This is a genomic window from Streptomyces sp. NPDC007983, assembly GCF_042958345.1.
Lineage (GTDB): Bacteria > Actinomycetota > Actinomycetes > Streptomycetales > Streptomycetaceae > Streptomyces.
On record NZ_JBIBJI010000012.1, the window covers coordinates 83184 to 97777 of the forward strand.

At 74.2% G+C, this 14594-nt stretch carries 12 protein-coding genes; 4 read left to right on the forward strand and 8 right to left on the reverse strand.

Annotated elements, in window-relative coordinates:
* Positions 1-57: 57 nt before the first annotated feature.
* From ACFZCY_RS30660 to ACFZCY_RS30670, 3 genes are all read right to left on the reverse strand, one after another.
* The gene (locus ACFZCY_RS30660; protein WP_391180386.1) at positions 58-1821 is read right to left on the reverse strand and encodes a beta-galactosidase; all 1764 of its coding nucleotides are present in this window, start codon (positions 1819-1821) and stop codon (positions 58-60) included.
* A complete protein-coding gene (locus ACFZCY_RS30665) occupies positions 1809-3080 on the reverse strand; it encodes an MFS transporter (RefSeq protein WP_391180389.1) in 1272 nt (423 codons plus the stop codon). The genes ACFZCY_RS30660 and ACFZCY_RS30665 overlap by 13 nt, the downstream gene beginning before the upstream one ends.
* Positions 3081-3144: 64 nt before the next feature.
* Positions 3145-3915 (reverse strand): methyltransferase domain-containing protein, encoded by a 771-nt coding sequence (locus ACFZCY_RS30670; RefSeq protein ID WP_391180391.1) that lies wholly within the window; start codon positions 3913-3915, stop codon positions 3145-3147.
* 98 nt (positions 3916-4013) lie between these two features.
* On the opposite strand from ACFZCY_RS30670, the gene ACFZCY_RS30675 reads away from it, so the two are divergent.
* Positions 4014-5168 (forward strand): methyltransferase domain-containing protein, encoded by a 1155-nt coding sequence (locus ACFZCY_RS30675; RefSeq protein ID WP_391180394.1) that lies wholly within the window; start codon positions 4014-4016, stop codon positions 5166-5168.
* A 150-nt stretch (positions 5169-5318) separates the two neighbouring features.
* Here ACFZCY_RS30675 and ACFZCY_RS30680 read toward each other — a convergent pair whose 3' ends face one another.
* Entirely contained in the window at positions 5319-6254 is a 936-nt protein-coding gene (locus ACFZCY_RS30680; RefSeq protein WP_391180398.1) for a GNAT family N-acetyltransferase, read from the reverse strand.
* A gap of 110 nt (positions 6255-6364) precedes the next feature.
* Here ACFZCY_RS30680 and ACFZCY_RS30685 point away from each other — a divergent pair, with 110 nt between their 5' ends.
* Both ACFZCY_RS30685 and ddaH read left to right on the forward strand, forming a co-directional pair.
* Entirely contained in the window at positions 6365-6739 is a 375-nt protein-coding gene (locus ACFZCY_RS30685; RefSeq protein ID WP_391180401.1) for a GntR family transcriptional regulator, read from the forward strand.
* 19 nt (positions 6740-6758) lie between these two features.
* Positions 6759-7538, forward strand: a complete 780-nt coding sequence (gene ddaH / locus ACFZCY_RS30690) for a dimethylargininase (protein ID WP_391180404.1) — start codon at positions 6759-6761, stop codon at positions 7536-7538.
* 6 nt (positions 7539-7544) lie between these two features.
* Here ddaH and ACFZCY_RS30695 read toward each other — a convergent pair whose 3' ends face one another.
* The gene (locus tag ACFZCY_RS30695; RefSeq protein WP_391180406.1) at positions 7545-8696 is read right to left on the reverse strand and encodes a DUF5925 domain-containing protein; all 1152 of its coding nucleotides are present in this window, start codon (positions 8694-8696) and stop codon (positions 7545-7547) included.
* 446 nt (positions 8697-9142) lie between these two features.
* On the opposite strand from ACFZCY_RS30695, the gene ACFZCY_RS30700 reads away from it, so the two are divergent.
* The gene (locus tag ACFZCY_RS30700; protein ID WP_391180409.1) at positions 9143-9949 is read left to right on the forward strand and encodes a GDSL-type esterase/lipase family protein; all 807 of its coding nucleotides are present in this window, start codon (positions 9143-9145) and stop codon (positions 9947-9949) included.
* Here ACFZCY_RS30700 and ACFZCY_RS30705 read toward each other — a convergent pair.
* Genes ACFZCY_RS30705 through ACFZCY_RS30715 form a run of 3 tightly spaced genes read right to left on the reverse strand, consistent with a single transcriptional unit; the run spans position 9919 to position 14561 of the window.
* A complete protein-coding gene (locus ACFZCY_RS30705; RefSeq protein WP_391180413.1) occupies positions 9919-11538 on the reverse strand; it encodes a protein kinase in 1620 nt (539 codons plus the stop codon). The two genes, ACFZCY_RS30700 and ACFZCY_RS30705, sit on opposite strands and share 31 nt — an antisense overlap.
* Before the next feature lie 45 nt (positions 11539-11583).
* Positions 11584-13212 (reverse strand): nickel transporter, encoded by a 1629-nt coding sequence (locus tag ACFZCY_RS30710; RefSeq protein WP_391180416.1) that lies wholly within the window; start codon positions 13210-13212, stop codon positions 11584-11586.
* Entirely contained in the window at positions 13209-14561 is a 1353-nt protein-coding gene (locus tag ACFZCY_RS30715) for a tetratricopeptide repeat protein (RefSeq protein WP_391180419.1), read from the reverse strand. Before ACFZCY_RS30715 ends, ACFZCY_RS30710 begins: the two co-directional genes overlap by 4 nt.
* Positions 14562-14594 lie beyond the last annotated feature (33 nt).

Below are 14594 nucleotides of genomic sequence, written 5' to 3' on the forward strand. Positions count from 1 at the left end.
GCTCCTTGGTGTGTTCACTCTGGGTGCGGGGCGTGGCCCGCACCCAGGGCTGCGGGGTCAGTCCTTCGCGGTCCAGCCCAGGTCCGGTGCGTCGACGAGGTGGGCCACCCGGGTCGTCGCCGACTGTAGCTCCAGCAGGGTCAGCTCGTTCTCGCCCGCCTTCAGGACCGGCCACGGCACGTACAGCCGCCGCTGCGGGCCGCGCGACCAGTAGCGGCCCAGGCTGAATCCGTTGACCCAGGCCACCCCCTTGGTCCAGCCCGGCAGGGCGAGATACGCGTCGGCGGGGTTCTCCACCGTGAAGGTGCCGCGGTGGAAGCCCGGGCCCGCGACCGGGGTGTCCGTGGTGCGGAAGGGCAGCGCGGGAAGCTCGTCCAGGGGGAGGCGGTGGCAGGTCCAGTTCTCCAGCGGCTCGCCGTCGAGGGTGACCGGGCCGGTGATGCCCTTGGGGTCGCCGATGTGGGTGCCGTAGTTGGCGCGGCCCATGTTCTCGACCAGGACGTCCAGCCGGGCGCCGTATTCGGGGCTGCGTATGTGCAGGCTGTTCTCGTTGCGCTCGCGCTCGACGACACCGGCCGGGGCGCCGTTCACGAACACCTGCGCCCGGTCGCCGACCCCGCCCGTGAAGTGCAGCACGTGGTCGCCGATGGCGGGCAGCTCGGTGCCGTAGAGGACGAAGCCGTAACCCTGGCCCAGCGCCTCCATGGTGGGCGGGTCGGCGAAGTGCTCCGCCGGGGACAGGAACTCGGCGCAGACCAGGGCGTTCGCCGAGGCGGTCAGCCGGACCCCGGTGGGCGGCAGCTTGGGCGACGGCTCCGGAAGCGGTTCGTCCGGTACGGCCGCGTGGCGGGCGATGACCTCACGGAACGCCGCGTACTTGGGGCCCGGGTCGCCGCATTCGGTCAGCACCGCGTCGTAGTCGTAGGAGGTGACGGCGGGAGCGTAGGCGTGATCGTGGTTCGCGCCGCTGGTGAAGGCGAAGTTGGTGCCGCCGTGGAACATGTAGATGTTCACCGACGCCCCCGCCGACAGCAGCGCGTCCAGATCGGCGGCCGCGTCGTCCGCCGCCCGCACATGGTGCGGCTCGCCCCAGTGGTCGAACCAGCCGATCCAGAACTCCGAGCACATCAGCGGCCCGCTCTCCTGGTGGGCGCGCAGCGTCTCCAGCGCGTCGCCGACCCGGCTGCCGAAGGTGCCGGTGGAGAGCACCCCGGGCAGGCTTCCGGCCGCCAGCATGGCCTTGTCGGCCTGGTCGCAGGTGAACAGCAGCTCCTCGACGCCGCGCTTGCGCAGGGCGTCGGCCAGATGCGCGAGATAGGCGCGGTCCTCGCCGTACGCGCCGTACTCGTTCTCCACCTGGACCGCGATGACCGGGCCGCCGGACGCCGCCATGTACGGGGCGAGCGGCGGCAGCAGCAGATCGAGGTACGCGTCCACGGCGCCGGTGAACCGCGGATCGCTGCTGCGCTGCCGGACGTTCGGGTCCGCCGTCAGCCAGAAGGGCAGCCCGCCGCCCTCCCACTCGGCGCAGATGTACGGGCCGGGGCGCAGCAGCACGTACAGTCCCTCGGCTTGGGCGAGTTCCAGGAAGCGGGGGAGGTCGAGCAGGCCGTCGAGGTCGAGCGGGCCGTCCGGGGCGGGCTGGTGCAGATTCCAGGGGACGTACGTCTCGACCGTGTTGAGCCCCAGCAGCCGGGCCTTGCGCAGCCGGTCGGCCCACTGGTCGGGGTGGGTGCGGAAGTAGTGGAAGCCGCCGGAGAGGATCCGGAAGGGCTTGCCGTGGAGCAGGAAGCCGTCATGGGCGAGCGTCAGGGCGGGCATGTGCCGGAAGTCCTTTCGGCCGCACGGGCGGGAGCGGGTGCGGCGGGGGTGGTGTTCGCAGGGGATACGGACGAGGACGTGGCGCGGATCAGCCAGCCGGTGGTGATCAGGCAGACGGCCGATACGCCGCCCAGGACGAGCGGTACGGCACGGATGCCCGACAGCTCGATCGCCTTGCCGAGCACGGGCCCCGCGGCCACCCCGCCGACCATCGAGGCGGCGATCACCAGCGCCCCCGCCCGGCGGGCGCGCGGCGCCGCCTGGCCCAGCCAGGGCAGACCGGTGGGGAAGACCGGCGCGATGAACAGGCCGACGCCCGCGTACGCGTACGGGGCCAGCGCCGGGATCGCGGCGAGCAGCAGACAGACGGTCATGCCCGCACAGCTGACCGCGATGATCACCGGGGCGGGTTGGCGCAGCGCGAGCGGAACGGCCAGGAAGCGGCCGACGGTCATCATCAGCCAGTACACGGAGGTCGCGGAGGCGGCGGCGGTCGCGCCGTACCCGACGGTCTCCAGATGCGTGGGCTCCCAGCCCCCGACCCCGGCCTCGACGCCGACATGGAGGACGTAGAGCAGCACGAACGCGCCCAGGACGGTGACGAGGCCGCGGTTACGGGCGGTCTTGCCGGCGGTGTCCGCCCCGGCGCCGCCGCGCGCCGGTGCCTCGTCCCGTACCCCGGCCAGACACAGCACCAGCGGCAGCGTCAGCGCGGCGAAACCCAGGAACACCACGGTGTAGTGCTCCGCCCCGACCAGGCCGATGAGGGCGGGGCCGAGGATCGCGCCGATGCCGAAATGGGCGTTGAGGACGTTGAGCATGGCGGCGCTGCGCCGCCCGAAGCCGATCGCGAACAGCTGGTTGAGCCCGTAGTCGATACCGCCGAAGCCGAGCCCCGCGACCAGCGCCAGAGCCAACGCGAGCGGCCAATTGGGGGCCAGCGCGAACCCGGCCGCGCCGCCCGCCATCAGCAGATACGAGCAGCCGAGCATCGTGCGGTTGCCGACCCGGCCGAAGAGCCGGTCGAAGCCGAGGACACCCGCGACACCGCCGACGAAGTGCGCGCTCAGGGCCAGCCCGGCAGCCGACGGCGACAGCCCGTAGTCGTCGCGGAAGGCGGGGATCGCCGGGCCGTAGAGGGCCTGCAGCGCGCCGATGAGGATGAAGCCGGCGCACGACGCGACCACCGCGGCCCGGCTGAACAGCGGTGGTCCGGGAGGCGATGGGGCCTGGCCTACGTGCTTGTCCGCAGTGTCCACGAAGGGAGTGTTACCGCTAACATTTCTGCCGTCAAGACAACCGCCGCCGACGTATCCGGCTGATTCAGCCCGCCGCGGCGCCCCACCCCACGACGAGATCCACGACGTACGGCTCGGTGAGCACCCCGTCCGGGAACAGCGCGAGCAGATCCGCCCGCTCCGCGTTCAGCACCGCCTCGGCCTCCCCGGCGTCCATCACCGCCAGATAGGAGTGGCTGTTGAGGGAACGCAGCCGGTCCTCGACGCCGATGCTCCGCGACCAGCGGACGCGACGACCCGCCGTCCGCACCCCGAACGGCGCGAGCCGCCCGGCCACGGTGCCCGGGAAACCCGGCGGCCGGTAGGCCGGGCAGCGGGCGGCGAGCCGCTCCTCCTGCCGCGCCACCCAGGGGACGTCGAGGTCCGGCTGGTTCCACCACATCGCGAGCGCCGCGCCGGGGCGCAGCACCCGCAGCGCCTCGGGGACGGAGCGCCGCGGATCGGTCCAGTGCCAGGACTGGGCGTACGTGATCAGGTCGGCGGCCCCGTCGCGGAAGGGCAGCGCGTCGCCGTCGCCCCGTACGAGCCGGACGTCCGGCGCGGCGGCGCGCAGCTGCGCCGCCATGCCCTCGCCCGGCTCGACGGCGGTGACGCGCGCGCCGCGCGCGGCCAGCAGCCGGGTCGCGATGCCCGTGCCCGCCCCCACGTCCAGCACCTCCGCCCCGGCCAGCGCCCGGCCCGTGACCTCCTCCACCGCCTCGAACAGCGCGGCCGGATACCCGGGGCGGGCCGCCGCGTACTGCGCGGCGACGGCGTTGAACGACGAGGCGAGGGCGGCGTGCGGCGGCGATGACATGCCCCCATGGTCCCCCGCGCGCCGGGCGCTGTCAGCGTGCGCGTCGATCCAGCGGTCGCCGGCGGGCGTTGTCAGTGGGGGATGCGACGATTCGCCGTATGTGCGCCGAGGGATCGACCGCCGGTCAGGGGACCGCCGACTACACCGCCGACTACACCGCCGACTACTGGGACGCCGCCGCGGCCGGATTCGACGACGAGCCCGATCACGGGCTGCGCGATCCGGCCGTGCGGGAGGCGTGGGCCGGGCGATTGCGCGACTGGCTGCCCGAGCACCCCTGCGATGTGCTCGACCTCGGCTGCGGCACGGGCAGCCTGGCCCGCCTCGCGGCCGAGCAGGGCCACCGGGTGACGGGCGTCGACCGGTCGCCCCGGATGGCCGAGCGCGCTCGCGCCAAGCTCGCCGGGACCGACGCCACCGTGCTCGTCGGGGACGCGGCGGCGCCGCCGGTCGGGGAGGGCGGCTTCGACATCGTCCTGGCGCGCCATCTGCTGTGGCTGCTGCCGGATCAGGAGGCGGTGCTGCGGCGGTGGGCCCGGCTGCTGCGGCCGGGCGGGGCGCTGGTGCTGGTCGAGGGGCGGTGGGGCGAGTCGGATCCGGTCGGGCTGACGGCCGGTGACCTGCTGCGCATGGTCGAGCCGCTGGCGTCCCGTACGCATGTCGAACAGCTGGCGGCGGACGCGGCGCTGTGGGGGAAGCCGGTGCGCGACGAGCGCTATGTGCTGCGCGCGCACCCCGCCCCGCCCCGGCGGCACGCCGAGATCGTCGACGTCCATCTGCTGCTGCGGCGCGGCGGCGAGATCCTGCTCACGCGCCGCGCGGGCACGGGATACGCGGACGGGCTGCTGCACGCGCCGTCCGGCCACGTCGAGGACGGCGAGGACGTACGGACCGCGGTGATCCGCGAGGCGGCCGAGGAGATCGGCGTCCGGCTCACCCCGGACGAGGTGCGGGTGGCTCTCGTCATGCAGCACAAGTCGCCCACGGGCACGGCCCGTACGGGCTGGTTCTTCGAGGCGGAGCCGGCGGACGGCGCGCAGCAGCCGGTGAACCGGGAGCCCGACAAGTGCTCGGAGATCGGGTGGTTCGCGCTGGACGCCCTGCCGGAGGACATGGTGGCGTACTGCAGGGCGGGCGTGGAGGCGTACCGGGCGGGGGAGCGGTTCGCCGTGCACTGGCACGAACCGGGGGACGCCATCGCGTTCGCCCCGGACGGCCCGGACCGGCTGGTGGTGCTGGAGGCGTCGGGCTGACGGCTGGTGCGTCCAGGGAGGCGGCGGATGCCGGGCCGCCGACGGGGCTCGGCCGGGCCCGTTCAGCGGCAGCCCGATGACGGCCCGGCGGCCCAGCACCAGGGCGCGCGCCCGGCGGGCCAACGCCACGGTGCGCCCGGAGGCAAGCGGTCAGGGACGCAGCTCGCGTACGTAACGCCGCTCCACACAGGCCCCGGCGTAGCCGAGCCGGGCGTTGATCGCCAGCATCGGGCCGTTCTCGCTGTCGTTGCCTGTGAACGCCTCGGCGCACCCCGCCGCACGCGCCCGGCGCAGCGAATGGGTCTTGGCCAGCCTCGCCAGGCCCCGGCCGCGGTAGGCGCGCAGCGTGCCGGTCATGCCCGACCAGTAGCGGCCGCGGCCGTCCGTATGGGCGAGGCTGAACGCCGCGACCCTGCCGTCCACGACGGCCAGCGAGGTCAGTTCGTGGTCCAGCGCGGGATGGTCCCAGGTCCGGGCCAGCCACTCGGCGTACGGCATCCGGCCCTCCAGCACATCGGCGGGCTCGTCCGCCATCACCGCCACGTCCGTCTCGTACAGCGGACGCGGATCGTCGGCGAGGTCCGCCGCGGTCCGCAGCTCCACGCCGTCCGGCAGGGCGTCCGCGGCCGGCGGCGGCAGGACCGCCCTCGCGAGGTCCAGCCGCTGGATGCGGGACGACCGGCTGCGCCGGTAGCCGCGGCGCTCGGCGAAGGCGAGGGAGGCGGGCTCGTCCAGGGTCCACGCGAACACCTTGGCGGCGCCCAGCCCCGCCGCGTACTCCTCCGCCGCGGTCACCAGCGCCGAACCGGCGCCCCGGCCCCGCGCGTCGGCGCGCACCGAGGTGTTGGCGCAGGCCACATCCGGCCCCTCGCCGTGCGCGTCCGGGAAGAGGCCCAGTTCGCAGGAGCCCACCACCCGGCCGTCCGCCTCGGCGACCAGCAGCCGGTAGCGGCGGGCCTCCGGCGCGCTCGCCACCTCCCACGCCACGGTCCGGGGCGTCGTCACGAGGTAGGGGAAGGCGGAGCGTCGCGCCTCCGCGACGGCGGCCGCGTCGGCGGCCCGGAAATCGCGCACGATCACGGTCATGGGCGCGCAGACTACGGCCTGCCCACCCGGCCCGCCTCCGAATTTCCGGACCGGCCCGGGGCGGCACACAATGGGTGCGACAAAGCCTGTACGCACCCCAGGAGCCCCACGTGGCCTTGCAGATCACCGTCGACCCCGACGCGGCGACCGCCCCCTTCGAGCAGATCCGCGCGCAGATCGCCGAGCAGGCCAGGTCCGGGCGGCTGCCCGTGGGCTACAAGCTGCCGACCGTACGCGGCTTCGCCGAGGAGCTGGGGCTGGCGGCGAACACCGTCGCCAAGGCGTACCGCGCGCTGGAGTCGGACGGGGTGATCGAGACCCGTGGCCGCCACGGCACGTTCGTCGCGGCGGCCGGTGACGCGGCCGGGCGCCAGGCGGCCGAGGCGGCGCAGACGTACGCCCAGCGGGCCCGGCGGCTCGGCCTGGACCGCGCGGCGGCGCTCGCCGCCGTCGAGGAGGCGCTGCGGGCGGCGTACGGTGAGTGACCCGAAAAGAGGGGAAGCCATGACCACCAGCCGCATAGCCCTGGTCCGCCGCCCGAGCCCGCGTCTCGCCGACGGGCTCGTCACGCACATCGACCGCAAGCCGGTCGACGCCGCGCTCGCGCTGCGGCAGTGGGAGGCGTACGTGACCGCCCTGCGGACGCACGGCTGGGAGGCGGTGGAGGCGGATCCGGTCGACGCGTGCCCGGACGGTGTCTTCGTCGAGGACACGATGGTCCTCTACCGGAACGTCGCGCTGATCTCGCGCCCCGGCGCCGAGTCCCGCCGTCCCGAGACCGCGGCCGCCGAGGCGGCCGTGACCGCGCTCGGCTGCTCGGTCAACCGGGTGCGGGAGCCGGGGACGCTGGAGGGCGGCGATGTGCTGAAGATCGGCGACACGGTGTACGTCGGGCGCGGCGGCCGCACGAACGGCGAGGGGGTGCGGCAGGTGCGTGCCGCGTTCGAGCCGCTGGGGGCGCGGGTGGTGGCCGTACCGGTCAGCAAGGTGCTGCATCTGAAGTCGGCGGTCACGGCGTTGCCGGACGGGACCGTGATCGGGTATCCGCCGCTGGTCGACGACCCGGCCGTCTTTCCGCGCTTCCTTCCGGTGCCCGAGGAGCCGGGCGCGCATGTGGTGCTGCTGGGCGGCGGCAGGCTGCTGATGGCGGCGAGCGCGCCGCGCAGCGCGGCGCTCTTCGCCGACCTCGGGTATGAGCCGGTGCCGGTGGACATCGGCGAGTTCGAGAAGATGGAGGGCTGCGTGACCTGCCTGTCGGTGCGGCTGCGGGAGCTGTACGTATAGGGGCGTCTACAGGTACAGCCCCGCGTCCGTCTCGCCCGGCTGGATGGGGACCGAGGCGGGGCGGGTGCCGCGGCGCAGCGCGAACAGCTCCGCGAGCGTCGCGCCGTCCCGGCCGATGCCCTCCTCCGCGCCGAGCCAGTTGACCGCCTCCGTACGGTTCAGCTTGCCGACCTCGATGCGGGCGAGGCAGCGGCCGGGGCGGACCACCGCCGGGTGCAGCCGCTCCAGGTCCTCGTTGGTGGTCACCCCGACCAGGACGTTGCGCCCCTGTCCCAGCAGACCGTCCGTCAGGTTGAGCAGCCGGGACAGCGCCTGGCCCGCGGTGTGCTTGGCCTCGCCGCGGATCAGCTCGTCGCAGTCCTCCAGCAGCAGCAGCCGCCAGCGGCCCTTGGCCGAGCCGTCGTCCTCGCCGATGGCGATGTCCATCAGATAGCCGACGTCGGTGAACAGCCGCTCCGGGTCCAGGACGCAGTCCACCTGGCACCAGTCGCGCCAGGAGCGGGCGAGGGTGCGCAGCGCGGAGGTCTTGCCGGTGCCGGGCGGGCCGTGCAGCAGAAGGAGGCGGCCCGCGATGTCGTCCGGGGTGACCTTCATCAGCCCGTCCATGGCCTCGGCGACCGGCGCCGTGTAGTTGTCGCGGATCTCCTCCCAGGTCCCGGCCGCGATCTGGCGGGTGGTGCGGTGCGGGCCGCGGCGCGGCGAGACGTACCAGAAGCCCATCGACACGTTCTCCGGCTGCGGCTCGGGCTCGTCCTCGGCGCCGTCGACCGCCTGCCGCAGCACCGTTTCGGCAAGGTCGTCCTGGACGGCGGTCACCGTCACGTCCGCGCCCCGGTTCCACCGGGACACCAGCAGAGTCCAGCCGTCGCCCTCGGCGAGCGTGGCGCTGCGGTCGTCGTCGCGGGCCGCGCGCAGCACGGTCGCGGCGGGCGGCAGCAGCGTGGCGCCCGACTTCACCCGGTCGACGGAGTGGCTGCGGGCATACGGCTGCTCTCCGGTCGCGAACCGGCCGAGGAAGAGCGCGTCGACGACATCCGACGGCGAATCGCTGTCATCGACGTTCAGCCGGATCGGAAGGGACTGTTCGGCGGGTGTAGCGGGCAGGGTCTGCCTCCTGAGCGAGCGGTCCGGTGCGGCGGTCGGCGCACCCGGCCCCATGATCCAGCACGAGGGGCGTCGGCGCACCGGGGTTTACGGCCGTTTACCGAGCTGTTCCGCAGAAGCCCACCGGAATGGGGGCGTCCAGGCCCTGGAGACTCGCCGCCGCAGCCCCGGCAGGCGCACGCCACCGTGGGCCCGTCAAACGGAGAATGTGTCGCGAAGTGGCCATGTGGGAGCGCGTGGTTGAGCGCCCACCAAGAGGTGCGCGCGCTGTGCGCGCCAGGCGCGCGCCAGAGACTGCGCGTGGGATTCACCCTTTTGAGTGATCGAAAGATTTTGGACAGCTACACGCATAGATCATGTTTTTCGGCGGCATGACATAGCCATGTCACATCGCCGATATATGCACGGTGGCGTGATTGACGGTTTCGAACGCGAGTGCCCCGCTTCGGGGTGGTCGCGCCTCACATCGGCACAGGAGTGATCCTGCTAGGGAGATTCGAATGAAACTGTCCAGACTCACGGCGGCCTTAGGGTCGTTCGTCGTCGGCGCCGTCCTCGTCCTCACCGGGGCCGGCGCCGCCCACGCCACCGGGCAGAGCGCCGGACCCGCCTATGTGGCGCTCGGCGACTCGTACTCGTCCGGGGTCGGCGCGGGCAGCTACGACAGCGCCAGCGGCGCCTGCAAGCGCAGCACCAAGGCGTACCCCGCGCTCTGGGCCGCCGCCCACTCCCCCTCCAGCTTCGCCTTCACCGCCTGCTCGGGCGCCAAGACCGGGGATGTGCTCAGCGGTCAGCTCGGACCGCTCAACTCGTCCACCGGGCTGGTCAGCATCAGCATCGGCGGCAACGACGCCGGGTTCGCGAGCGTGATGACCACCTGTGCGCTGCAGGGCGAGAGCGCCTGTCTCACCGCCGTGGCCAACGCCCGTACGTACGCCCAGAACACCCTGCCCGGCAAGCTCGACCAGGTGTACGACGCCATCAGCGCCAAGGCCCCGTCCGCCCATGTCGTCGTCCTCGGCTACCCGCGCTTCTACAAGCTGAGCGGCTCCTGCCTCCTGGGCCTCAGCGAGGCCTCGCGCACCGCCATCAACAACGCCGCCGACCTCCTCAACTCCGAGACCGCCAAGCGCGCCGCCGACCACGGCTTCGCCTTCGGTGACGTCACCACGACCTTCACCGGCCACGAAATCTGCTCCGGCAGCCCCTGGCTGAACAGCGTCACCCTCCCCATCGAGGAGTCCTACCACCCGACCGCCGCCGGCCAGTCCGGTGGCTACCTCCCCGTGTTCACCTCCGCTGCTTGATCCGATTGATCCGGCGCATCGGAGGAGGCCCCGTCCGTCGGGGCCTCCTCGCACGTCGTGGCGAAGTCGACGCGCGAGGACGTCACGCCCTTCGGGCCCTTCGTCTCCACGGCGATCCAGTCCTCGTGGCGGCCGCCCGCCTGGTACGACGGCTCGGTGTGGCGCACGGTGTGCGCCGTGCGGCCGCTGCCGAAGCGGGCCGACTTCCAGCCACCGTCCGACACCCGGCCGCTGCCGGTGATCCAGCGGTATTCGACCGTCGCGGGAGCGTGGTTCACGGAGAGGGTCGCGGTGAACGAGGGCGCCTTGTCGGGCGGCGGCGGGCAGGCTCCTTCGTAGGAGTCGCGCTCGGCCTTGATGACGACCGTGATGGTGACCGCGGGCGCGGTGGTCCCGGTGCGGGGGGTGTCACCGGCGGCGTCCGTACGGTGCGTGCCGGTGGCGGTCGTGGCCGTCGTACCGCCGCCGGTGCCGCGGTTCTTGTCGTCCTGGCCGTCGTCGTCCAGCAGCGCCCAGGTCAGCCCGGCCAGCGCCAGCACGCCCAGCAGTGCCCCCGCCGCGACCGCGGCCACCGCCCGCCGGGGAACCTCCGGCCGGGGCTGATCGTCGGCGGGCCCGGTGGGGCCGACGGGGCGGGGAGCGGCCGGATAGCCGCTCGGCGGCGCGGACGCCACCAGGGGCCGCGTGGGCGCCGTGGATGCCGTGGGTGCCGTGCGGCCGGTGTCCGATGGTGGCCGTACGCCGCCGGGCGTGCCGCCCGCGGCCACCAGCCGCAGCTGCCGCTCCGCCTCCGCGGCCGGCGTCCGCTGCCGCGGGTCCTTCCGCAGCAGCCCCTCCAGTACGGGCCTCAGCGGCCCGGCCCAGCGGGGCGGCGGTAACGACGCGTCCACCACGGCCCGCAGCGTCGACAGCGGCGTGTCCTGCCGGAACGGCGAGAAGCCCTCCACCGCCGCGTACAGCATCACGCCCAGCGACCACAGATCCGCCCCCGGGCCCGGCGGCTGCCCGAGCGCCCGCTCCGGGGCGAGGAATTCCGGCGAGCCGATCAGCTCCCCGGTCAGCGTCAGCGCCGCGTCACCCTCCACCAGGGCGATCCCGAAGTCGGAGAGCACCACGCGGCCGTCGTTCCCCAGCAGGACGTTGCCGGGCTTCACGTCCCGGTGCAGAACGCCCACCGCGTGCGCGGCCCGCAGCGCCGCCAGCACCTCGGCGCCCACGGAAGCGGCCCGCGCGGGCGGCACCGAACCCTCCGCCTCCAGCACGTCCGCGAAGGACAGCCCGCGCACCAGCTCCATGACGATCCACGGGCGGCCGCCCTCCATCGCCACGTCGTACACCGTGACCACATTGCGGTGCGAGACCCGCGCCGCCGCCCGGCCCTCCCGCTCCAGCCGGGCGTACAGCCGGTCGATGTCGCGGTCGCCGAGCCCGGCCGGGGCCCGCACCTCCTTGATGGCCACTTCGCGGCCCAGCGCCTCGTCGTACGCCCGCCACACCACGCCCATGCCGCCGCGGCCCAGTTCGCCGAGGAGGCGGTAACGCCCCCCGGCCAGCTGCTCACCCCGTCGGCCGAAACCCTCTTCGCTCATGGCCGAAGCCCTCCCCCCAACCGAGCAATTCGGGCTGAATGTACCTCAACCGAGTGTTGTTGCCGCCCCCCTGAGCACCAATCCGCAGCCGAGCGCGAGGACGACGGCGGCCGTCCCGAACGGCGACGCGCGGTGCAGCGCGCCCAGGAGCTTGTGGCCCCGGCCCGCCCGCTCCCGGCGGGCCATGAGCCGTTCGGCGGCCTCCTGGCCCACGCGTACCGCCGTGAACCCGGCCGCCGTGAGGGTCAGCGCCAGCCCGATCCCGTACGCCACCACCAGTACGACCCCGAACCACGCCTGGCCGAGCGCGGCCGCGCCGACGAGCACGACGACGGCGGAGGGGCTGGGGACCATACCGCCCGCGAAGCCCATCAGGAGGGTGCCGCGGAGGGTGGGGCGGAGCTCATGGGTGTGGGTGTGGCCGTCTCCGTGGTCGTGGGTGTGCCCGTGCCCGTGGGTGTGTCCGTGTTCGTGCTCGTGGTCATGGTGGTGATGGTGCTGGTGGGCCTTCACATGGCGATGCCTGCGCACCGCCTTGCGCAGCAGCCCCGCGCCCGTCAGCGCGACCAGCGCCCCGCTCGCGATGCCCAGCCAGGAGATCACCGAGGGCGCGGCCGCCGAACCCGCCGTCACCAGCAGCCCCAGGGCGAACACCCCCATCGTGTGGGTGACCGTCACCGAAGCGCCCAGCGCCAGCACATCGCGCAGCGCGCTGCGCCCGCCCGCCGCGGCGGCCGCCGCCATCATCGTCTTCCCGTGGCCCGGGGCGAGCGCGTGCATCGCGCCCAGCATGACCGCGATGCCGAAGGCGGTGAGCGCGAAGCCGAAGGTGATGTCGTGCCGTGCCACCATCGAGGTGAGCGCCTGCGTCCAGCGGTCCGCGCCGCGCGGCAGCACCGACGAACCCACCGCGTCGTCCCGGTCGGACGCCGGGGTCGTCGCGGCGAGCGCCGGGCCGCCCGGCTCCACCCGGAGGGTGGCCGTGCGCTGGTCCAGCGGCGAGGAGAGCTGGCCCTTGGGGTAGCTGGTCAGCCGGTGGGAGACCGAGCGGGTGGGGGCGGTCGAGTCGGTGAGCGTCATCCGGTCGCCCCGGGCCGTCAGCTCGCGCCAGCCGGGGCCGGTGCCGACGTCGTGGGGGCGGTAGCCGATGGCCGCCTTCCGCGCGTGCGCCAGCTTCGCCGTCAGCCGGCAGCTCACCCGCAGCGTGGGCAGCCCGGCCTGGCCGGGACGGCTGCGGGCCGCGCTGCTCCGGACACGTACGGCGGTCCTGCGGCCGTCCACGGTCAGCCGGGCCTTGTCCGCGGCGGTCGCGCAGCGGGTCTCGGCCCAGGTGGCCAGCTCGCTCCGGGAGAGCGCGTCGTCGCCGTTCCGGTCGATCTGTGGCTTCGCCTGCGCGGACGGGATCTCGGCCAGGTCCTCGACGTGGTCGACGCGGACGGCGTCCTGCGCGATGACCAGGCCGTCGTAGCGGTTGACGGTGAAGTTGCCGAGCGGATGCGCCTCGGCGCTCCCGGCGGGCACCAGCACCGCCGCCACGGCCCCCACCAACACGCCGGCCGCCGCCAGCCGCCGCCGCAAGCGCCGCCGCGCCGGGGGTGTGGGAGTGGAGCCGCCGTCGTGGGGGGCCGGGGGCTTGCCCACGGTTCGGGAAGGGGCGGGGTGGGGAAAGGTCATCGCACACCACCCAGCCGCTCCAGCGCCGCCTTCGCGTCACGCGCACCCGTCGGCGAGAACCCCGGGTTGAGGTCGAGGGCGTCGGCGAGGTGGCCGCGGGCGGCCTTCTCGTCGCCCAGGGACTTCTCGATCATGCCCCGGTGGTAGAGGAACGCCGCATTGCGGTAGCCCGGTCCGGCGGCCCGCTCGGCGGCGTCCAGGGCCTCGCGGTCCTTGCCGTTGCGGTGCAGCGCCCAGGCCAGCGCGTCGGCGGTGTGCACGGTCTGCCGCCGGTCCCATTCGGCGCGGGCCGCGTTCAGGGCCTCCTTGACGTCGCCGTGGTCGGCCGCCACGAGGGCGCTGTCGAGGTCGGTCGCCACCCCGTTCGCGCGGGCCAGGGTGATCCAGGTGTCGACCACCGCGTACTGCTGCTTCGCCTTCGCCGCGTCGCCACGCGCCTCGTACGCCTCGCCCAGCGCGGCCAGCTGGGCGGGCAGCGGGGAGCGCCGTACGACCTCCTCGAGATCGCGTATACCGGCGCTCACACGGCCCTCCGCGACCGCCGTGCGGCCGCGGTACTCCAGGGCCGGGAGATAGCCGGGTACGGCCCGCAGGGCGGTGCCGAAGGCGCGCCGCGCGGTGTCGTAGCGGCCCTGGCCCCACGCGAGTTGGCCGATCGAGGTGGAGACGTAGGCGATGTCGCTGGGCGAGGTCGCGGACTCCCGCGCGCGCTCCAGGACCTCGCGCGCCCCCTTCGGATCGCCGCGCAGCTCCATGACGTAGGCGAGCCGCGTGAAGACGGGGATGCCGGGCCGCACCGAGTCGGCGTGCTCGGCGGCGGCGTAGGCGTCCTTGTAGCGGCCCAGCTCCACCAGGGCGTCGATCCGGACGGCCATCGCCGCCTGACCGTAGGAGTTGATCTTCAGCGCCTTGTCGGCGTCCCGCAGCGCGCTCGTGAAGTCGTGCCGGGCGGCGGCGAGGGAGGCGCGCCCGGCGAGCGCCTCGTCGTTGTCGCGCGGCTGGACGGCGAGCGAGCGGGCGAAGGTCTTCTCCGCCTGCGGATAGCGGGTGGGGTCGCCGGTGCTGCGGGCCTGTTCGATGTAGGCGGCCCCCAGCCCGGACCAGCCGGAGGCGTCCTTCGGCTGGGCGCGCAGATGCTTCTGCAGGGTGCTGATCCGGCCTGCCAGGCCGTCCGCCGAGGCCTGCTGGAGCGCTGCCGGCGCCCCGGCGGCGCTCAGCGACACCGGTCCGGCGGGCCGGTCGCCCGGCGTCCCGCCGAGTACGGACGAGGCGGCGGTCAGACCCACCGCGAGGGTGCAGACGACGGCCGCCGTGCGGACCGTGCGGGGGAGGGGTGGCCGGAGAGCCATGGTGGACAGCTGCCTTTCGCCGGGACGGTGGAG